Annotated in this window: 16 protein-coding genes and 1 other annotated feature; of the genes, 13 read left to right on the top strand and 3 right to left on the bottom strand. The window is 38.2% G+C overall.

Features of this window, described 5'->3' with window-relative positions; all coding sequences use genetic code 11:
* Window positions 1-40 precede the first annotated feature (40 nt).
* Window positions 41-1,600, bottom strand: coding sequence for a stage V sporulation protein B (gene spoVB, locus QRY57_RS21760; RefSeq protein WP_098302702.1), 1,560 nt, complete (start codon window positions 1,598-1,600; stop codon window positions 41-43).
* 218 nt (window positions 1,601-1,818) lie between these two features.
* Between spoVB and QRY57_RS21755 the strand changes: the two genes are divergently transcribed.
* The 11 genes from QRY57_RS21755 to QRY57_RS21705 all read left to right on the top strand — a co-directional run bounded on the left by QRY57_RS21755 (window position 1,819) and on the right by QRY57_RS21705 (window position 16,411).
* A complete protein-coding gene (locus QRY57_RS21755; protein WP_286016067.1) occupies window positions 1,819-2,103 on the top strand; it encodes a post-transcriptional regulator in 285 nt (94 codons plus the stop codon).
* 355 nt (window positions 2,104-2,458) lie between these two features.
* Window positions 2,459-4,723: a protein translocase subunit SecDF gene (secDF, locus tag QRY57_RS21750; RefSeq protein WP_286016066.1), complete on the top strand. Its 2,265-nt coding sequence runs from the start codon at window positions 2,459-2,461 to the stop codon at window positions 4,721-4,723.
* A gap of 208 nt (window positions 4,724-4,931) precedes the next feature.
* Complete coding sequence (locus QRY57_RS21745) at window positions 4,932-5,825, top strand: cation diffusion facilitator family transporter (RefSeq protein ID WP_026593483.1); 894 nt, start codon at window positions 4,932-4,934, stop codon at window positions 5,823-5,825.
* Window positions 5,826-5,948: 123 nt separating this feature from the next.
* Window positions 5,949-8,288 (top strand): single-stranded-DNA-specific exonuclease RecJ, encoded by a 2,340-nt coding sequence (gene recJ / locus QRY57_RS21740; RefSeq protein WP_286016065.1) that lies wholly within the window; start codon window positions 5,949-5,951, stop codon window positions 8,286-8,288.
* A 47-nt stretch (window positions 8,289-8,335) separates the two neighbouring features.
* Window positions 8,336-8,848 (top strand): adenine phosphoribosyltransferase, encoded by a 513-nt coding sequence (locus tag QRY57_RS21735; protein ID WP_026593481.1) that lies wholly within the window; start codon window positions 8,336-8,338, stop codon window positions 8,846-8,848.
* 213 nt (window positions 8,849-9,061) lie between these two features.
* A complete protein-coding gene (gene relA / locus QRY57_RS21730; protein ID WP_026593480.1) occupies window positions 9,062-11,248 on the top strand; it encodes a GTP diphosphokinase in 2,187 nt (728 codons plus the stop codon).
* Window positions 11,249-11,265: 17 nt separating this feature from the next.
* Window positions 11,266-11,706, top strand: coding sequence for a D-aminoacyl-tRNA deacylase (gene dtd / locus QRY57_RS21725; protein WP_090687615.1), 441 nt, complete (start codon window positions 11,266-11,268; stop codon window positions 11,704-11,706).
* Window positions 11,707-11,880: 174 nt separating this feature from the next.
* Entirely contained in the window at window positions 11,881-12,057 is a 177-nt protein-coding gene (locus QRY57_RS21720; RefSeq protein WP_003200475.1) for a hypothetical protein, read from the top strand.
* A 54-nt stretch (window positions 12,058-12,111) separates the two neighbouring features.
* Window positions 12,112-12,343, top strand: a binding site (T-box leader).
* 69 nt (window positions 12,344-12,412) lie between these two features.
* Complete coding sequence (gene hisS, locus QRY57_RS21715) at window positions 12,413-13,684, top strand: histidine--tRNA ligase (RefSeq protein ID WP_026593478.1); 1,272 nt, start codon at window positions 12,413-12,415, stop codon at window positions 13,682-13,684.
* A 12-nt stretch (window positions 13,685-13,696) separates the two neighbouring features.
* Window positions 13,697-15,472, top strand: coding sequence for an aspartate--tRNA ligase (gene aspS, locus QRY57_RS21710; RefSeq protein ID WP_026593477.1), 1,776 nt, complete (start codon window positions 13,697-13,699; stop codon window positions 15,470-15,472).
* Window positions 15,473-15,643: 171 nt separating this feature from the next.
* Entirely contained in the window at window positions 15,644-16,411 is a 768-nt protein-coding gene (locus QRY57_RS21705) for a tRNA threonylcarbamoyladenosine dehydratase (RefSeq protein ID WP_026593476.1), read from the top strand.
* Between the two features lie 92 nt (window positions 16,412-16,503).
* On the opposite strand, the gene QRY57_RS21700 is transcribed toward QRY57_RS21705, so the two are convergent.
* Window positions 16,504-17,154 (bottom strand): RsfA family transcriptional regulator, encoded by a 651-nt coding sequence (locus tag QRY57_RS21700; protein ID WP_286016064.1) that lies wholly within the window; start codon window positions 17,152-17,154, stop codon window positions 16,504-16,506.
* A gap of 37 nt (window positions 17,155-17,191) precedes the next feature.
* Complete coding sequence (locus QRY57_RS21695) at window positions 17,192-18,478, bottom strand: replication-associated recombination protein A (RefSeq protein ID WP_090687612.1); 1,287 nt, start codon at window positions 18,476-18,478, stop codon at window positions 17,192-17,194.
* 301 nt (window positions 18,479-18,779) lie between these two features.
* On the opposite strand from QRY57_RS21695, the gene cymR reads away from it, so the two are divergent.
* On the top strand, window positions 18,780-19,196 hold the full coding sequence (gene cymR / locus QRY57_RS21690; RefSeq protein ID WP_000704117.1) for a cysteine metabolism transcriptional regulator CymR: 417 nt from the start codon (window positions 18,780-18,782) through the stop codon (window positions 19,194-19,196).
* Between the two features lie 35 nt (window positions 19,197-19,231).
* Window positions 19,232-20,377, top strand: coding sequence for a cysteine desulfurase family protein (locus QRY57_RS21685; protein ID WP_286016063.1), 1,146 nt, complete (start codon window positions 19,232-19,234; stop codon window positions 20,375-20,377).
* The last annotated feature ends 4 nt before the right edge of the window (window positions 20,378-20,381 follow it).

Raw genomic sequence — 20,381 nt, 5'->3', positions numbered from 1 at the left:
AGCTTGCCGTTTTAAAATGGCAAGCTTTTAATCTGCATGGTTATTTCAAAAATAATAGTTTTCGGAGTAATGGAAGACGCTGTAGCTCATCTTTACGAATGAGTTTGAAAATGAGAAGAAACAGTGTATAAAGTATAGTGGTTAACGTAATCTCCCATAATGTTTGTATAGCAAGTGAATGTGAAAAAATAATATATTTATGAAGATAGAATCCAAAAGCTCCTGCAATGATTATCGTGATGCCTCCATATATATAATCCTTTATGTAAATAGTGAAGGTGATTTTTTTCAGGACTGTTGCGTAGTGAAGGAATGTCACGGTCACAATATTAGCAGCAATCGCAAGTGCTACCCCCATCATTTGAAATTCAGGACGTGAAGCGAGTAAGAAAATAACGAGTAATTTTACAATAGCTCCGATAAATGTATTCATCATCGCGGCACGTGCTAAATTTAAAGCTTGTAAAACAGATGTAAGAGGACTTTGAAAGTAGTGAAATAAAAAACAAGGCGCAAGTAATTGAATGAATGCAGTTGCGCTATCTGAACCGTACATGAGAGTTAAAACAGGTGAAGCAAATACATAAAGAATAACGACTGACCAGCCTCCTGTAATGAGAGAAATACGAAGTGCCTGTTGCAGACGATGTTCTACTAATCGATATTGTTTTTTTGCCATTGCTTCACTAATAGAGGGTACGAGTGCCGTAGAAAGAGCGTATGTAATAAAAGCAGGCAGTGATAAAAGTGGAAACGCATAGCCATTTAATATACCGTATTGCTGCGTGGCGACTGAAGCTGCTACACCAGCGATGGCTAGGCTTTGCATAACGACAATTGGTTCAAAAAAATAAGAGACCGATCCAATTAAGCGACTCCCTGTAGTTGGAAGTGCAATTTCCATAAGCGAATGAAATGTATTTTTACTTTGCTTGACTGTACTAACAAAACCAGAACGTATTGAAAGGTGCTTTTCACGCTGGAATAAAGTGAGTAAAAATAATAAAGAGGCTACCTCACCAAGAACAGCTGATAACATTGCGCCTGCCGCAGCGTATTCAACACCATAAGGTAAAAACAATCGAATACATACGGCGATAATAGTAATCCGGACTACTTGTTCTAACACTTGTGCATATGCGCTAGGTTTCATATTTTGTTTTCCTTGGAAATAACCGCGCAAAACAGATGAAACCGCAATGACAGGAACGACAGGTAAAATGGCCATCAGCGGATAGTAGGTTCTTTTATCCGTTAATAAAGTTTCAGCTAAAATAGGAGTTAGAAGCATGATTGCGATCGTTAAGATAATACTAATAACGGATGTAACGGCTAAAGATACTGTTAATATATTCTTTACTTTTTGTTTATCGTTTACTGCTTCCGCCTCTGCAACGAATTTTGCAATAGCAACAGGAAGTCCGATTTGTGTTAATGTAATTGCTAAAATAAAAGTGGGGACAGCCATCATATAAAGACCGACGCCTTCTTCTCCTAAAATACGTGCCATTACAATTCGGTTTATGAACCCGAGAATTTTTGTAATAAAACCAGCTAGCATTAAAATAAATGCACCTCGTAAAAAGCTTTGTCTCGTCATGGTTTTCTCCTACCTTCTCAAAATCAATGGAATGATTTACAATAATTTATATGCACGTGTGAGACAAGAATGACAAGCATTTAAGAGGAAGCGCTTATGGAGTAAAACTTTTATGGGAAAGAGCAGGGCGATGAAACTCTTAAAGGCAGTTATTGCTGTCCATTAGAGCGGGATGAAAAACGACTTTTCGTGCTGAACTAAAAAGGAGATGTGATAGTATGATTGAAAAGGAAGATTTGGTAGAAGCTTACCGCGGACAGTTGCAAGTCGTTTTAGAAAGCAAATTAGAAGAATTTCAAATGATTGGCTATGACAAGGTGACGACTGAGGATATTTGGAAATGTTTAAAAAGTAAAAAGTGGAAAAAGCTAGATAGTGAAGTTAGATTGTATGAACTTGTGAATGATGTGCTAACATTAACAGCAAATGAGTATATGACATATTTAACGGTAGAAGCGTATCAAGCGCCACTTTGGTCATTTGAAGAATATGAAAATAAATAACCGGCTGTAATTGGTTTGTTCTTCCTTTTGCAGTATAATGATAGGTATTGATAAAGAGGAATGTATATGTCAGAGATTTTAAGTAAAGGAGGTAGGAAGCAGAAGTTATAATAATTTGTATCAGATATAGGTTGGGGCCCAGCGTCTAAGACGTAGAATTTGGGTTTTCCCTATATGGCTAGTAGCGTACTAGTAAAAAGTTAAAAACTCACAGAAAGGAAGCCTACTAACTAGACAAACGAATAAGCATAATGGAATGCCTGTGGATAAACAGAAATGATTAATACAGGAATTTGTCTAGCGTAAATGAATGATATGATTTATTTATGGGTTTAGTAGCAGAAAGAAGGTACATATGGCAAAGCGCAGTACGAGAATCGTCGCCTTTTTTCTCATCGTTTTATTAATCGGTGGAATTATTGGTGCGACGGGAAAAAACATAACAAAAGGAATTAGTCTTGGACTGGACCTTCGTGGTGGTTTTGAAATTTTATACGAAGTAAAGCCAGCGAAAAAGGGTGATAAAATTGATCGAGACGCACTTGTAAGTACAGTAGGTGCTCTTGAGAATCGTGTGAATGTTCTTGGTGTAAGTGAACCAAACATTCAAATTGAAGGGGAAGATCGAATTCGTGTACAGCTTGCTGGCGTACAAGATCAGCAGAAAGCACGTGAAATTTTATCTACGCAAGCGAAATTAACATTCCGTGATGTGAATGACAACCTTCTCATGGACGGAACGGATTTAAAAGGCGGGGGAGCGAAGCAAACATTTGATGAACAAGGCCGGCCAAGTGTTGGGCTTACATTGAAAAGTGCTGATAAATTCCGCGAAGTAACTGAAAAAATATCAAAAATGCCACCGCCAACAAACTTAATGGTGATTTGGCTTGATTTTGAAGAAGGTAAAGATTCTTATAAAGCAGAAGCAGCAAAACCAAATCCGAAATATTTATCAGCAGCAACAGTAAGCCAAGTGTTTAACCAAGCTGAAGTTTCTATCGTAGGTGGAAACTTTACGGTTGAAAGTGCAAAACAGCTTTCAGATTTATTAAATGCGGGTGCACTTCCTGTTGATCTAAAAGAAATGTATTCAACATCTGTCGGAGCAAAATTTGGGGAGCAAGCATTACAGCAAACGATTTTCGCTAGTGTGATCGGGATTGCTATTATTTTCTTGTTCATGCTTGTTTTCTACCGTTTACCAGGTTTAGTAGCGGTCATTATGTTAGGATTATATATTTTCATTACATTGCTTGTCTTTAACTGGATGCATGCAGTCCTGACTCTGCCAGGTATAGCGGCGCTAGTGCTCGGGGTTGGTATAGCGGTTGACGCGAATATTATTACGTATGAGCGACTGAAGGAAGAATTGCGAATTGGTAAATCGATGATGTCAGCATATCGTGCTGGTAACCATCGTTCGTTAGCGACAATTTTAGATGCCAACGTTACGACAATTGCAGCAGCTGGTGTATTATTCGTTTACGGTAATAGTTCTGTAAAAGGATTTGCGACAAGTTTAATTGTGAGTATTTTAGTCGGTTTCATTACGAACGTATTCGGTACTCGTTTCCTACTAGGATTATTGGTGAAAAGCCGTTATTTCGATAAGAAAATATCTTATTTTGGTGTGAAACAGAAAGAAATTATTCCGTTGTCAAAAGGAGTAGAACATGCACCAACGAGATTTGATCGTATTAACTTTGTAAATATCGGTCATAAATTCTTCTTGTTCTCAATTGTAGTTGTTATTGCAGGTGCAATTATACTACCAATTTTCAAAATGAACCTTGGAATTGACTTTGCGAGTGGTACACGTATGGACTTGCAGTCAAAACAAGCGATTAGTGTAGATCAAGTTCAAAAAGATTTACATGAGTTAAAAATTGATGTGAAAAAAGAGGACATTGTACCAACAGGGGATGACAATAAAGGATTTGCTGTTCGTACAATTGGTGTTTTATCGAAAGATGAAATTGCAAAGGCAAAAACATTCTTCCACGATAAATACGGTACAGAACCAAATGTAAGTACAGTTTCTCCAACAATCGGGAAAGAGATTGCACGAAATGCATTTATCGCAGTTATGATTGCTTCGGGGGTTATCATCTTATACGTGAGTATTCGTTTCCGCTTCACATACGCATTATCTGCGGTAATCGCATTGTTGCATGATGCGTTTGTTATGATTGTGATGTTCAGTATCTTACAATTGGAAGTAGATTTAACGTTTATCGCAGCGGTATTAACAATCATTGGTTATTCAATCAATGACTCGATTGTTACATTTGATAGAAACCGTGAGCTATATAAACAGAAAAAACGAATTCGTGATAGAAAAGACTTAGAAGAAATTGTGAACTCCAGTATTCGTCAAACAATTGGACGTTCTATTAATACAGTTCTAACAGTGTTGTTCCCAGTTATTGCATTGCTTATTTTCGGTAGTGAATCACTGCGAAACTTCTCACTTGCATTAATGATTGGACTAGTTGTAGGTACGTATTCTTCTATCTTTGTTGCTTCGCAAATTTGGCTAATGCTTGAAAATCGCCGATTAAAAAAGGGTAAAGGTAAGAAGAAAGTAGAAACAGGAGTATCTGAACCACAAGTGTAAAAACTAAAATCAACATAGAAAAGACGATGCCTCTTCACTTTGGGGGCATCTCTTTTTCGTTTGCGGATACAATAAAGTGACACTTCCTTAGCGTTTTTTGCTATAGGGTAGCAGAGTCGATCGTGGAGAAATTGGAAGGAAGTGATATCTCTGCTATTATTTTTTGTTACAATAAAAAGGTATTTTGAGAAAAGAAAGGATTTCGATTATGGAAAAAGATGAACGTTTTAAACAGGCGGAGTTTGGTGCCATTGTTGGAATCGTTGGTAATATTGTATTAGCGATTGTTAAAGCAGTAATCGGATATATTGGGAACAGTAAGGCACTTTTAGCGGATGCGGTTCATTCAGCATCGGATGTAGTTGGTTCGTTAGCTGTATTTTTCGGCTTGCGTGCAGCCAAACAACCGCCTGATGAAGATCATCCTTATGGCCACGGAAAAGCGGAATCGATTTCAGCTATCATTGTTGCGGTTTTATTATTTATTGTCGGAATCGAAATTGCCGTTTCTTCTATAAAGGCTTTTACACAAGAACTTGAACCACCAAAAGGAATTACGATTTTTGCGGTTATTCTTTCCATTGTGGTGAAAGAAGGGATGTTTCGGTATAAGTATCGATTAGGGAAACGGGTAAACAGTGATGCAATTATTGCAAATGCATATGAGCACCGTTCAGATGTATTTTCTTCAATTGCAGCCTTAATCGGGATTGGTGCAGCGATTATCGGAAATAAATTAGGTTTAGATTGGCTCGTTTACGCCGATCCTGTTGCAGGATTATTTGTTTCACTTCTTGTTGTGAAGATGGCCTGGGATATTGGAAAAGATGCAATCCATACAACGTTAGATCATGTTCTTCATGAAGAAGATGTTATTCCACTAAGGGAGTCAGTTCTTCAAGTAGAAGGTGTTAAAAAAATTGGTTCGTTATACGCAAGAGAGCACGGTCATTATGTGATTGTGGATATTAAAGTGTCTGTAGATCCATATATCACAGTGGAAGAGGGACATCGCATCGGAAAACATGTAAAAGAGGTATTAATGAAACAAGATAATGTACAAAATGTTTTTGTACATATAAATCCGTATTCACCGGATTAAATTTATTTTGCTTCCATAAGGAAGTAGATATTTATTTGATTATAGAGATATTCAATCGTAGTTTGCGTGATATTGTCACCCCTTAATCTGTCTTGTATAATAGACAGGTTAAGGGGTGATTTCATGTTACAACCGAAGACGCGTTGGAAAGAAAAGTCATTTAATGAAGAGCAGATAAGTGAGTTGGCAAGTAAATTGCAATTATCACCGCTTGTTACTTCGTTATTCCTCGGTAGAGGCTTAGATACAGAAGATAAGATTGTGGATTTTTTAAATACAGCAGGGCAAGAATTTCACGATCCATTTTTACTTGAAGGAATGGATCGTACGGTAGAACGTGTAAAGCAAGCCATTCAAAATGGAGAACAAATTTTAATTTTTGGTGACTACGATGCCGATGGTGTAAGTAGTACGACAGTATTATACCTTGCACTTCAAGAACTAGGTGCGGATGTTGAGTTCTATATCCCGAACCGATTTACGGAAGGGTATGGACCGAATGAAGAGGCATTTCGCTGGGCACACAGTGCGGGATTTTCTCTTATCATTACTGTTGATACAGGTATCGCAGCAGTTCATGAAGCTAAGATAGCAAAAGAGCTTGGTATGGATCTTATTATTACAGATCATCATGAGCCACCACCAGAACTTCCAGAAGCGCTTGCGATTATTCATCCGAAGCTAGAGGGAGGCGTCTATCCGTTTCATTATTTAGCGGGCGTTGGTGTTGCGTTTAAAGTAGCGCATGCATTACTTGGACGTGTACCGGAACATTTGTTAGAAATTGCAGTGATTGGTACGGTAGCCGATTTAGTGTCACTTCATGGTGAAAATAGATTACTTGTGCAGCGTGGACTAAAACAAATGAGAATGACCAAAAATATTGGTTTGAAAGCATTGTTTAAAGTAGCAAATGTTTCACAAAGCGAGATCACGGAAGAAAGCATCGGCTTCTCGATTGCACCGCGTATTAATGCAATTGGTCGTTTAGAAGATGCGACACCGGCTGTTCATCTTCTTTTATCAGAGGATCCAGAAGAAGCAAAAGAGCTTGCTGAAGAAATCGATGAAATGAATAAGCTTCGAAAAGATATTGTAAAACAAATTACAGAAGAGGCGATTGCAGAGGTAGAAAACAACTATCCTCCAGCGGACAATAAAGTATTAGTCATTGCGAAAGAAGGATGGAATCCAGGTGTGATAGGGATTGTTGCTTCTAAATTAGTAGAGCGTTTCTATCGTCCAACAATCGTGTTATGTATTGATCCTGAGAAGCAAACAGCAAAAGGATCTGCTCGTAGTATTGCAGGATTTGATTTGTTTGCGAACTTATCAGATTGTAGAGAATTGTTACCTCACTTTGGTGGGCATCCAATGGCGGCAGGAATGACGCTTCATATGAATGATGTGGATGAACTGCGCCGTCGTTTAAATGAACAAGCAGATGCAATCTTAAAGCCTGAAGATTTTATTCCGATTACAACAGTTGATGCGATTTGCAAAGTAGAGGATGTAACGCTTTCGGCAATTGAAGAAATGCAAAAACTAGCGCCATTTGGTGTTGGAAATCCGAAGCCGCGTATCGCAGTTAGAGATGCGGAATTAGAAAGTATTCGTGCAATTGGATCTGATGGGTCTCATTTAAAAATGGCACTTCGCGGAGGACAGGCGACGTTAGATACGATTGGATTTGGATTTGGAGCTTATGCGAAAGAAATTTCTCCAATCGCTCACGTTTCTATTGTTGGTGAGGCATCAATTAATGAATGGAATAATTTCAAAAAACCACAACTCATGATTCAAGATATTGCGGTAGATGCATGGCAGTTGTTTGATTGGCGCAGCATGCGTAATGTGGAATCGAACTTATCAGAGATTCCGAAAGAACAAGTAACAATGGTGTATTTTTCTGAAGAGGTATTAAATAAATTTTCTTTAGAAGAATATAAAGAACAACTTATGCATGCTTCAGAAGTCACTGAGCTAGATGGTCGCTATGTTATTTTGATGGATTTACCAAAGTCAACAGACGAATTACGCGGTTTGTTTAAGGTGGGATTTCCAGCGCGAATTTATACACTGTTTTATCAGGAGAATAATCATTTATTTAGTACAGTTCCAACAAGGGAACACTTTAAATGGTACTATTCCTTTTTACACCAAAAGGCACCATTTTCTTTAAGACAACATGGGGAACAGTTATGTCGTCATAAAGGTTGGTCAAAAGATACAGTAAATTTCATGACACAGGTGTTTTTTGAGTTAGAATTTGTTACAATAAAAGACGGTGTCATTTTTATGGCAGAAGGAATGAAAAAGCGTGATTTAATTGAATCGAACACATATCGTGAGAAAATGAACCACCTTCAATTAGAGAAAGAGTTGGTTTATAGCACATATCAGCAACTATATACATGGTTTGACACGATTCGTAATCATAAAGAAGTAGCACAGTTAGGGTAAGGGCCTTGTATTTACAGACCTTTTATATCTGAGGAGGATTCAGAAATATGGATTTCAAGCAACATATCGCAATTGTACCGGATTATCCGAAAGAAGGTATCGTTTTTAAAGATATCACACCTTTAATGAACGATGGAAAAGCATACAAAGCAGCAACAGATGAAATCGTTGCTTATGCAAAAGAAAGAAATATCGACCTTGTAGTAGGACCAGAAGCACGTGGCTTTATTATCGGTTGCCCAGTTTCTTACGCGTTAGAAGTAGGGTTTGCACCAGTTCGTAAATTAGGGAAATTACCTCGTGAAGTAATTACAGTTGACTACGGTAAAGAGTATGGAAAAGATGTTTTAACAATCCATAAAGATGCAATTAAACCAGGTCAACGCGTATTAATTACAGATGATCTATTAGCTACAGGTGGAACAATTGAAGCGACAATTAAGTTAGTTGAAGAGCTTGGTGGAATTGTAGCAGGGATTGCATTCTTAGTAGAGCTTACTTACTTGGATGGCCGCAAAATGTTAGATGGTTATGATGTATTAGTGTTAGAAAAATACTAATTATTATATAGGTAAAACTACGGTGATAGAAAAAAGTACCCGTGAATCTCTTGGAGAGGAGCGGGTACTTTTGTATAATTGTACAAAAAAGTATGGTGAAATATCAGTAAAATCTTTTCCTTTTCACAATTCACAATCATTAGGTTATAATGATAGAATAAAATTTATTCTAATGCGTAAGGGAAAAGTCAATTTTCAATAAAAGGTGATTCGATGGCAAATGAGCAAGTACTAACAGCTGAACAGGTACTCGAGAAAGCAAGTCAATATTTAGCGGACGATGATATTGAGCTGGTGGCACGTGCCTATGAATATGCACGTGATGCACATAGCGAACAGTATAGAAAATCGGGCGAACCATATATTATTCACCCGATTCAAGTTGCAGGTATTTTAGTTGATTTACACATGGATCCATCTACAGTGTCGGCAGGTTTTTTGCATGATGTAGTAGAAGATACCGAGGTTACACTAGAAGATATTGAACGGGAATTTAATAAAGAAATTGCCATGCTTGTTGATGGTGTTACAAAGCTTGGGAAAATTAAATACAAATCTCATGAACAACAGCAAGCAGAGAACCATCGCAAAATGTTTATTGCAATGGCCCAAGACATTCGTGTTATTTTAATCAAATTAGCTGATCGTCTTCATAACATGCGTACGCTTAAGCATTTGCCTCAAGAAAAACAGCGTCGTATTGCAAATGAAACGTTAGAAATTTTTGCACCTTTAGCTCATAGACTCGGAATTAATACAATTAAATGGGAGCTAGAGGATACATCGCTTCGCTATTTGAATCCGCAACAATACTATCGCATTGTAAACTTAATGAAGCGGAAACGTGCAGAGCGTGAAGAATATTTAGATGAAGTCATGACGGGTATTCGTGACAAACTGAAAGAAGTAGCGATTCAACCTGATATTTCAGGACGGCCAAAACATATTTATAGTATTTATCGTAAAATGGCTCTTCAAAATAAACAATTTAATGAAATTTATGATTTGCTAGCTGTGCGCGTTGTTGTAAATAGTATTAAAGATTGCTATGCGGTATTAGGAATTATTCATACGTGCTGGAAGCCGATGCCAGGTCGTTTTAAAGATTATATTGCAATGCCGAAAGCAAACCTATACCAATCACTTCATACAACTGTGATTGGGCCGAAAGGTGATCCGCTTGAAGTGCAAATTCGTACGAAAGAAATGCATGAAATTGCGGAATACGGGATTGCTGCGCATTGGGCTTATAAAGAAGGAAAAGCAGCAGAAACAACAGGTACACTAGAGAAAAAATTAACATGGTTCCGTCAAATACTAGAGTGGCAAAATGAAGCTTCTAATGCGGAAGAATTTATGGAGTCATTAAAAATTGATTTATTCTCTGATATGGTATTCGTCTTTACACCAAAAGGAGACGTCATGGAATTACCACTAGGTTCTGTTCCGATTGACTTTGCGTACCGTGTCCATTCAGAAATAGGGAATAAAACGATTGGTGCAAAAGTAAATGGGAAAATGGTAACACTCGATTATAAATTAAAAACAGGTGATATCATTGAAATTTTAACGTCTAAACATTCTTATGGACCTAGTCAGGACTGGGTAAAGCTTGCTCAAACATCTCATGCGAAAAATAAAATCCGCCAATTTTTCAAAAAACAGCGCCGAGATGAGAATATCGAAAAAGGTCGCGAACTTGTTGAAAAAGAGGTGCGAAGCTTAGAGTACGAGATGAAAGAAGTGTTAGCACCTGACAACTTAAAACGTGTAGCTGAGAAATACAACTTTGCGAATGAAGAGGATATGTTTGCAGCGGTTGGATATAACGGAATAACAGCTTCGCAAATTGTAACGCGTTTAATGGACAAGTTCCGTAAACAGCGTGACGAAGAACAAGATGTTGTGGAAGTGAAAGAAGTTCGTAAACCGATGAAAATTCGTAAATGGGATTCGGGTGTAAAAGTAAGTGGTGCTGATAATTTATTGATCCGCTTATCAAAATGCTGTAACCCAGTTCCAGGTGACGATATTATCGGATATATTACAAAAGGTCGTGGTGTATCGATTCACCGTCGTGATTGCGTCAATGTGCATACAGAAGAGGCAAAGGAACGTTTACTAGAAGTAGAGTGGGAAGGTAGTCCAGAAAAAGAAATTGAGTATAACGTTGATATTGAAATTTCTGGCTATGATCGCCGTGGCTTGCTAAATGAAGTTCTGCAAGCTGTTACAGAAACGAAAACATATATTTCAGCTGTTTCAGGTAGAAGCGACCGCAATAAAATGGCAACGATCAATATGTCTATTTCCATTCGTAATTTACATCATTTGAAAAAGGTAGTAGAGCGTATTAAGAGAGTTCCAGAAATTTATGCAGTACGCCGCATGATGCATTAATAGGGAGTGTATAAATTATGAGAGTTGTCTTACAGCGATCAAAGGAAGCGTCTGTTACAATAGATGGTGAGATTGTAGGACAAATTCCGTTCGGTTTAACATTGCTAGTTGGAATTACGCATGAAGATACAGAACAAGATGCAACGTATATCGCTGAAAAAGTTGCAAATTTACGTATTTTTGAAGATGAGAATGGGAAGATGAATCATTCTGTACTAGACATGGATGGACAGGTTCTTTCTATTTCACAATTTACATTGTACGGGGATTGCCGTAAAGGAAGACGTCCAAACTTTATGGGTGCTGCGAAACCAGATTACGCAGAGCGCTTGTACGATTTCTTTAATGAAGAACTTCGTAAACAAGGATTGCACATAGAAACGGGAAGGTTCGGAGCAATGATGGATGTTTCTTTAATAAACGATGGTCCGGTGACCTTAATTTTGGAAAGTAAATAATAATGAAAAGAGGGGATGCGCTATCCTCTCTTTTTTATTTTTTAAAAGGGGTTTTTATAAAAAAGAGATATATGGAAGCGGTAGTCGGTTCTCTTTCGTATTTGTGTATAACCGACTCATCAATATGGAACAATAGAAGTAAAAACATCCATGTTGATTGGGAGGGATACACGTATGCGTATGAATGAAAAAGGTCATTCTGTTACAAATGGTGCAAACCAATTATTTAACGTGAATTTTCATGAGTTTATTGCAAGAGAACAAAATAATACTTCTATGGAGCTTGCATCTGAATTTGGTATTTCATTGCAAGATGTAAAGCGTTTAAAGAAGCAGATTGAACGCTCCTAGGGCACTTGACAATCGTCCGGAACAAACGTATAGTAATTTTATATTTACATATGAAGAGAACTGATGATAGAGAAGAGTAGATTGGATACACATGAAAAGAGAAGAAATGTCCTAGGCTGAAAACATTTCTACATGATGACTGATTGAATGACACTCTGTAGGTTTCAACTTGAACGGCTTATAGGCTTAGTAGAGATTGAACGCAAATTTAAGCGTTATTAAAAAAGTGGAAGCATACGTGCTTCAATTAGGGTGGCACCACGGGTATAATACTCTCGTCCCTACTGGATAATCAGTAGAGGCGGGAGTTTTTTTATTTTTAATAAGATTAAAACAATTTGAGGAGGAACTGAATATGTCTATTCAAATCCCACGCGGAACGCAAGATATTCTTCCAGGTAGTGTTGAGTTATGGCAGTATATCGAAGGGCAAGCACGCGAAATTTGCCGTCGTTACAACTATAAAGAAATTCGTACACCAATTTTTGAGCACACAGAATTATTTTTACGCGGTGTTGGTGATACAACAGATATCGTACAAAAAGAAATGTACTCATTCCAAGATCGTGGAGAGCGTAGCTTAACACTTCGTCCAGAAGGAACAGCACCTGTTGTACGTTCTTACGTTGAAAATAAAATGTACGGTGATGCGACGCAACCTACGAAATTATATTACATCGGTCAAATGTTCCGTTATGAAAGACCACAAGCAGGCCGCTATCGTCAATTCGTACAATTCGGTATCGAAGCAATCGGTAGTAACGATCCTGCAATCGATGCAGAAGTAATCGCACTTGCTGTAGAGTTTTACCGCGGCATGGGCTTAAAAAACATTAAAGTTGTTTTAAATAGTTTAGGTGATTCAGCAAGCCGTCAGGCGCACCGTGAGGCGTTAATTGCTCACTTCGAACCTCGCATTGGCGAGTTCTGTTCTGATTGCCAATCTCGTTTAGAGAAAAACCCACTTCGCATTTTAGACTGTAAGAAGGATCGTGATCATGAATTAATGGACGCGGCGCCATCTATTACAGAATACTTAAATGAAGAATCAACAGCGTACTATGAAAAAGTACAAGAACTATTAACAATGATGGGTGTTCCGTTTGAAAAAGATCCGAACCTAGTGCGTGGTTTAGATTACTATCAGCACACTGTTTTTGAAATTATGAGTGAAGCAGACGGTTTTGGCTCAATTACAACATTAAGTGGTGGCGGTCGTTATAACGGTCTTGTACAAGAAATCGGTGGTCCAGAAATGCCTGGTATCGGTTTTGCGATGAGTATTGAGCGTTTAATTATGGCATTAAAAGCTGAAAACATTGAGCTTCCAATTGAACAGAACATTGATTGCTATGTTGTAGCACTTGGGGACAAAGCGAAAGATCATGCTGCAAAAGTTGCGTTTGATCTTCGCAGGGCTGGGTTATCAGTTGAAAAGGATTATTTAGATCGTAAAATGAAAGCACAATTTAAATCAGCAGATCGTTTGAATGCGAAATTTGTAGCTGTATTAGGGGAAGATGAGCTTGATAAAGGCATCATTAACTTAAAGAACATGGCAACAGGTGAGCAAGAAGAAGTTGCATTAGATGTATTCGCTTCATACGTGGCAGAGAAATTAATATAGGGGGAACTCATAGTGGCTGAAAGAACACATGCATGTGGAAAAGTAACAGTAGAAGCAGTTGGACAAACCGTTCAATTAAAAGGTTGGGTACAGAAGCGTCGTGACTTAGGTGGATTAATTTTCATCGACTTACGTGACCGTACAGGTATTGTGCAAGTTGTATTTAACCCGGAAACATCTAAAGAAGCACTAGAGGTAGCAGAAACAATTCGTAGCGAATACGTGCTTCACGTAGAAGGAACAGTTGTTGAGCGCGCACAAGGTGCAATTAATGACAATATGGCAACTGGGCGTATTGAAGTACAAGCTACAAAAGTAAATGTACTAAATGCAGCAAAAACAACGCCAATTATTATTACAGATGATACAGATGCATCAGAAGATGTTCGTTTAAAATATCGCTATTTAGATTTGCGTCGTCCTGTTATGTATAACACATTTAAAATGCGTCATGATGTAACAAAAACAATTCGTAACTTCTTAGATTCAGAAGAATTCTTAGAAGTTGAAACACCAATCTTAACAAAGAGTACACCAGAAGGTGCACGTGACTATTTAGTACCAAGCCGTGTGCATGATGGTGAGTTTTATGCATTACCTCAATCTCCGCAGCTATTTAAACAGCTTCTTATGGTCGGTGGATTTGAGCGTTATTATCAAGTAGCACGTTGTTTCCGTGATGAAGATTTACGTGCGGACCGTCAACCAGAATTCACACAAATCGACATCGAGGCATCATTCCTAACACAAGAAGAAATTCTAGAAATGATGGAACGTATGATGACGAAAGTGATGAAGGATGCAAAAGGTGTAGAAATTAACGCGCCATTCCCTCGTATGACATATGTGGATGCAATGGCTCGATACGGTTCTGATAAGCCAGATACACGCTTTGCAATGGAGCTTACTGACCTATCTGAGTTTGCAGCAGGATGTGGATTCAAAGTATTCACAAGCGCTGTAGAAAGCGGAGGACAAGTAAAAGCAATTAATGCAAAAGGTGCAGCGAGTAAATATTCTCGTAAAGACATCGATGCATTAACTGAATTTGTAAAAGTATACGGTGCAAAAGGTTTAGCTTGGTTAAAAGTTGAAGAAGATGGCTTAAAAGGACCAATCGCGAAATTCTTCGGTGAAGAAGATGCAAGTGTGTTAATGAATACATTAGAAGCAGCTGCAGGCGACTTATTATTATTCGTTGCAGATAAGAAGAGCGTTGTTGCAGATAGCTTAGGCGCACTTCGTTTACGCTTAGGGAAAGAACTTGAGTTAATCGACGAAAACAAATTTAATTTCCTATGGGTAACTGATTGGCCACTTCTTGAGTATGATGAAGATGCTGATCGCTACTTCGCGGCACACCATCCATTCACAATGCCATTCCGTGAAGATGTAGAGTTACTAGAAACAGCACCAGAAAAAGCGCGTGCACAAGCATATGACCTTGTATTAAACGGTTATGAGCTTGGCGGTGGGTCACTTCGTATTTATGAGCGTGATGTACAAGAAAAAATGTTCAAAGCACTTGGATTCTCTCAAGAAGAAGCGCAAGAGCAATTTGGATTCTTATTAGAAGCGTTCGAATACGGTACACCACCACATGGTGGAATCGCATTAGGTTTAGACCGTCTTGTTATGTTACTTGCAGGCCGTACAAACCTTCGTGATACAATTGCATTCCCAAAAACAGCAAGCGCAAGTTGCTTGTTAACAGATGCGCCAAGCCCAGTTGCAGAAGCGCAGCTTGAAGAACTTAGCTTACAGTTAAACGTAAAAGAAGAGAAGTAAGAACGGAAACTAGATGGGGTATACTAACCGCATCTAGTTTTTTTTAGGGATTCTGTGTATTTTTCTTGTTAGAAAGGTATTTTTAGTAGTTGTGTAACTTTTTCTATACAAATAGTCGGAAAAACGCTAGAATACATGGTAGACCATTTTTGTAATAGGAGTGTAGAACGCATGTTACATCAATTTTCACGTAATGAATTAGCCTTCGGAAAAGAAGGCCTTGAAATATTAAAAAATAGTACAGTTGGTATTTTAGGAATTGGCGGCGTAGGCTCATTTGCAGCAGAAGCATTAGCACGTTCTGGAGTAGGACGCCTTGTATTAGTTGATAAAGACGTTGTTGATATTACAAATGTAAACCGTCAAATTCATGCATTAGTTTCTACTGTAGGACGTTCAAAAGTAGAGCTAATGAAAGAGCGTATTGCTGATATTAATCCAGATTGTGAAGTTATTGCATTAGAAATGTTCTATACAGAAGAAACGTATGAAGATTTCTTTAAGCACGGTTTAGATTTCGTAGTGGATGCATCAGACACAATTACGTTCAAAATTCATTTAATTAAACAATGCTTACGACGTAAGATTAAAATGATTTCGAGTATGGGTGCAGCAAACAAAATGGATCCAACTCGTTTCCGTATTGCGGATATTTCAAAAACACATACAGACCCAATTGCGAAAGTAATTCGTACGAAGCTTCGTAAAGAAGGGATTAAAAAGGGTGTAAAAGTTGTATTCTCTGACGAAAACCCAATTGTAATTCGCGAAGAGGTGCGTAAAGAAATCGTTCCAGACGAAAATGCAAAAATTCGTAAAGCGAAATTACCACCTTCCTCAAATGCATTCGTACCATCTGTGGCAGGCTTAATTATGGCGAGCCATGTTGTGCGTGAACGTTTAAAGAATGTAGAAGTGAAACGTGTGGGACAAGAATAATTAGGGAAAAGCGTATATTCCACTGGGAGTATGCGCTTTTTAATTTTTATATAAAAAAACTCCCCACCTTTTCATATTAGGTGGGAAGTTCTTTAATTTTCCGCTGAATATATAATATCTAAATTCCCGTTCTGATCTGTTTTAAAAATAGGAGCAATTTGATCTTCTTGTTCATTTACTAGCACAAGTTTTCGAGCACGGTCCATAATTCTAACAAGCATTGCATAATCTTCTTCGATTGCTTGTTGTTTTTTCGTTAAAGCTGCTAGTTTGACTTCTAGTTCATCGTTTGTTTTTTGTAAGGAGACAAGCTTTGTATGCAAGTCTTCATTTTCATTTTGTATCTTTTCAAAGTGAGGATGATTGTGTCCTAAGTTTTGCAAGAATGAGATTACATCTTGCATTGTAAGAGAATGTTTATTAGAAACAGGTTCTTCGGGAAATTCAACATCAATTACGACTTTCTTTTTTTGTTTTGGCTGTAATAGTTGTTCTTTTTCTACATTTGCTTCAGAACGCTTTAACTCTTTTCTCTGCTTCTTAGCGAGCTGTACGGCGTCCTCATAATTTTGTCTGACTTCAGCATTCCAACGAAATCCACAAGCGGCAGAAGTGCGGTTTAATTTGTCACCGACTTCATCGAACGCTTTTAGTTGTGTACTTCCTATGCGAATATGTCGTAAAACGGTTTCTGCTAAAAGGAGATCATCTTCTCTTGTCCATGCATCTTGGCGTGTTTTCATAAGCGAAACCTCCATTATGATGTCGTTTTCGCTTAGATTACCCTTTTGGTTTGCTTTTATGCGAACTTTGCAATCTTTCATATACGCTTGAAAGTGCTTGTTCAAATTTTCCGGTCGTTTTCGGTTTATAATATTGCTTATTTTTAATTTTGTCGGGTAAGTATTGTTGCTGTACCCATCCATTCGGATAATCGTGCGGATATAAGTATCCAATGCCTCTACCTAATGATTCAGCACCCTTATAGTGACTATCTTTTAAATGACTTGGTACATCGCCTGTTTGTCCATTTCGTAAGTCGTGAAGCGCAGCATCAAGCGCCTTGTATGCTGAATTTGATTTTGGAGAAAGACAAAGTTCGATAACTGCATTGGCAAGTGGAATGCGAGCCTCTGGAAATCCGACGCGTTCTGCAGCTTCAATGGCAGCGAGCGTCCGTGGTCCAGCTTGCGGACTAGCAAGTCCAATATCTTCATATGCCATAATAAGAAGACGTCTCCCGATACTTTGTAGATCTCCAGCTTCAATAAGGCGCGCTAAATAATGAAGTGCAGCGTTCACGTCACTTCCGCGCACTGACTTTTGAAACGCTGATAAGACATCATAATGAGCATCTCCGCCTTTATCATGAACGAAGCTTTTCTTTTGTAAGCATTCTTCTGCAATCTCCAGTGTGATTTCTACCGCTTGATTATCTGTTGTAAAACTAGATAAAACAGCGAGCTCAAGGGCGTTATAAGCAGAGCGCATATCTCCACCTGATGCATTTGCAAAGTGACGAAAGGCCTCATCTGTAACAGTTACATGATATTCACCTAAACCTTTTTCTTTATTTTCAAGCGCTCGTTTTAGACCAATTAAAATGTCATCTTCTGTTAGTGCGTGTAGTTCAAAGATTTGACAACGGCTACGGATAGCGGAGTTAATCGCATGGAATGGGTTGCTTGTTGTTGCACCAATCAATGTAAGAAGCCCGCTTTCTAAATGTGGTAAGAGAAAGTCTTGTTTTGCTTTATCTAAGCGGTGGACCTCATCTAAAATTAAAACAAGGTGGCGGTGCATCTTTGCTTCTTGCACGACAACTTCCATATCTTTTTTATTGTGAGTCACTGCATTCAATAGGCGGAACGGCGTCCCTGTACTGCCAGCGATTGCACTAGCAATTGATGTTTTTCCTGTGCCGGGTGGACCATACAAAATCATCGATTGAAAATGGTTTGCCTGCACCATTCGCCATAAAATTTTCCCTTCACCAACTAAATGCTGCTGTCCGATTATTTCTGTAATGTTTACCGGGCGCATTCGATGTGCGAGTGGTTGTTTCATCATGACCGTCTCCCTTAATGTATAATCTTATTCTATGGTATCATCTTTTTCGTGAAAAACTGAAATGTGATGCAATTTTATATAAGGAGTCTCGATTAATATTTTAATTTTCTCTTTATTGTAATAATTCCCGAGTTTTTCAATGTGATTTTGTGTTATGATTTTGAATACACAAGTTGAAATTTCTTATAATACTATATTATGCTATAATTTCATAGGATTTTGATTTTTATATTGTGTTCTTCTTACGAATAAAGATTTAACTAATAGAAGTGAATTTTTGAAAAGAGGTGCGAAATAGATGAAAATTTCAACAAAAGGCCGTTATGGCTTAACAATTATGATCGATCTTGCGAAAAAGTTTGGCGAAGGCCCAATTTCTTTAAAATCAATTGCGCAGGCACATGACCTATCTGAACATTACTTAGAGCAATTAATCTCTCCACTTCGTAACGCTCGTCTTGTAAAAAGTACGCGAGGTGCATATGGTGGTTATGTATTATCGGATCAACCAGTCAACATTACAGCAGGCGATGTTATTAGAGTTTTAGAAGGTCCGATTAGCGTTGTTGAAATGATAGAAGAGGAAGAACCAGCACAGCGCCAGTTATGGATGCGTGTTCGTGATGCGGTACAAGAAGTATTAGATAGTACAACTTTAGAAGATTTAGTACGCTATGAAGAAGAAAATCATGGGGGTTATATGTTTTACATTTAATTCCTTGTGAAACGATTTGGAAAGAAGGAGATCTGATGGAACGCATTTACTTAGATCATGCTGCGACATCTCCGGCTCACCCAGAAGTAGTCGAAAAGATGATTCCATATATGACGGAAATATTTGGTAACCCGTCTAGTATTCATTTTTATGGACGCCAAACTCGTCATGCGGTAGATGAAGCGAGACGTACATGTGCACGCAGCATCAATGCAAATCCAAATGAAATTATTTTTACAAGCGGTGGTACAGAGGCTGATAATTTAGCGCTTTTAGGTGTAGCGCGTGCAAATCGCAATAAAGGACAGCACATTATTACGGCGCAAATTGAACATCACGCTATTTTGCATACATGTGAAGTGTTAGAGCGAGAAGGTTTCAAGGTGACGTATTTACCAGTTGATGAAACGGGCCGTGTTCAAATTTCTGATGTGAAAGAGGCATTAACAGATGAAACGATTCTTGTATCTGTTATGTTTGGGAATAATGAAGTTGGTACGGTGCAACCGATTGTAGAAATCGGAGAACTGTTGAAAGAGCATCAAGCTTATTTTCATACAGATGCTGTACAAGCCTATGGTTTAACAGCGATTGATGTGAAGGACATGGGTATTGATTTATTATCTATATCTGCTCATAAAATTAATGGCCCAAAAGGTGTAGGGTTTTTATATGCTAGCACAGCTGTGAAATTTGAACCGTTATTAACAGGCGGGGAACAAGAGCGAAAACGCCGTGCAGGTACTGAGAATGTACCTAGCATTGTTGGGCTAGAGCAAGCTGTTAAGTTGGCAGAATCAACGCGTGAGCAAAAAATTGCCCAATATGAAGAATTTAAAGATATAATGGTATCTGTCTTTCAAAAAGAAGACATTACTTTTGAGGTAAACGGAAACTTAGAACATCGCTTACCACATGTGTTTAATGTAAGTTTTACAGGAATGGATATTGAGCCGTTTCTTGTAAACTTAGACTTGGCAGGGATTGCAGTATCGAGTGGTTCTGCATGTACAGCTGGTTCTATTGACCCGTCGCATGTGCTAGTAGCGATGTTTGGAAAAGATTCCGATCAAATACGTTCATCCGTACGTTTTAGTTTTGGGCTTGGGAATACGAAAGAACAAGTGGAAAAAGCAGCGTACGAAACAGTGAAAATCGTGAAGCGATTAACACAAGACTAGTATA

This window comes from Bacillus arachidis (assembly GCF_030285945.1).
Lineage (GTDB): Bacteria > Bacillota > Bacilli > Bacillales > Bacillaceae_G > Bacillus_A > Bacillus_A arachidis.
This window is presented reverse-complemented; position numbering and strand designations above follow the sequence as displayed.

What these genes read in the sequence shown, in the direction of transcription:
- spoVB (WP_098302702.1), bottom strand. Translation starts at nt 1,600, where the DNA reads ATGACGAGACAAAGCTTTTTACGAGGTGCATTTATTTTAATGCTAGCT.
- QRY57_RS21755 (WP_286016067.1), top strand. Translation starts at nt 1,819, where the DNA reads ATGATTGAAAAGGAAGATTTGGTAGAAGCTTACCGCGGACAGTTGCAA.
- secDF (WP_286016066.1), top strand. Translation starts at nt 2,459, where the DNA reads ATGGCAAAGCGCAGTACGAGAATCGTCGCCTTTTTTCTCATCGTTTTA.
- QRY57_RS21745 (WP_026593483.1), top strand. Translation starts at nt 4,932, where the DNA reads ATGGAAAAAGATGAACGTTTTAAACAGGCGGAGTTTGGTGCCATTGTT.
- recJ (WP_286016065.1), top strand. Translation starts at nt 5,949, where the DNA reads ATGTTACAACCGAAGACGCGTTGGAAAGAAAAGTCATTTAATGAAGAG.
- QRY57_RS21735 (WP_026593481.1), top strand. Translation starts at nt 8,336, where the DNA reads ATGGATTTCAAGCAACATATCGCAATTGTACCGGATTATCCGAAAGAA.
- relA (WP_026593480.1), top strand. Translation starts at nt 9,062, where the DNA reads ATGGCAAATGAGCAAGTACTAACAGCTGAACAGGTACTCGAGAAAGCA.
- dtd (WP_090687615.1), top strand. Translation starts at nt 11,266, where the DNA reads ATGAGAGTTGTCTTACAGCGATCAAAGGAAGCGTCTGTTACAATAGAT.
- QRY57_RS21720 (WP_003200475.1), top strand. Translation starts at nt 11,881, where the DNA reads ATGCGTATGAATGAAAAAGGTCATTCTGTTACAAATGGTGCAAACCAA.
- hisS (WP_026593478.1), top strand. Translation starts at nt 12,413, where the DNA reads ATGTCTATTCAAATCCCACGCGGAACGCAAGATATTCTTCCAGGTAGT.
- QRY57_RS21705 (WP_026593476.1), top strand. Translation starts at nt 15,644, where the DNA reads ATGTTACATCAATTTTCACGTAATGAATTAGCCTTCGGAAAAGAAGGC.
- QRY57_RS21700 (WP_286016064.1), bottom strand. Translation starts at nt 17,154, where the DNA reads ATGAAAACACGCCAAGATGCATGGACAAGAGAAGATGATCTCCTTTTA.
- QRY57_RS21695 (WP_090687612.1), bottom strand. Translation starts at nt 18,478, where the DNA reads ATGAAACAACCACTCGCACATCGAATGCGCCCGGTAAACATTACAGAA.
- cymR (WP_000704117.1), top strand. Translation starts at nt 18,780, where the DNA reads ATGAAAATTTCAACAAAAGGCCGTTATGGCTTAACAATTATGATCGAT.
- QRY57_RS21685 (WP_286016063.1), top strand. Translation starts at nt 19,232, where the DNA reads ATGGAACGCATTTACTTAGATCATGCTGCGACATCTCCGGCTCACCCA.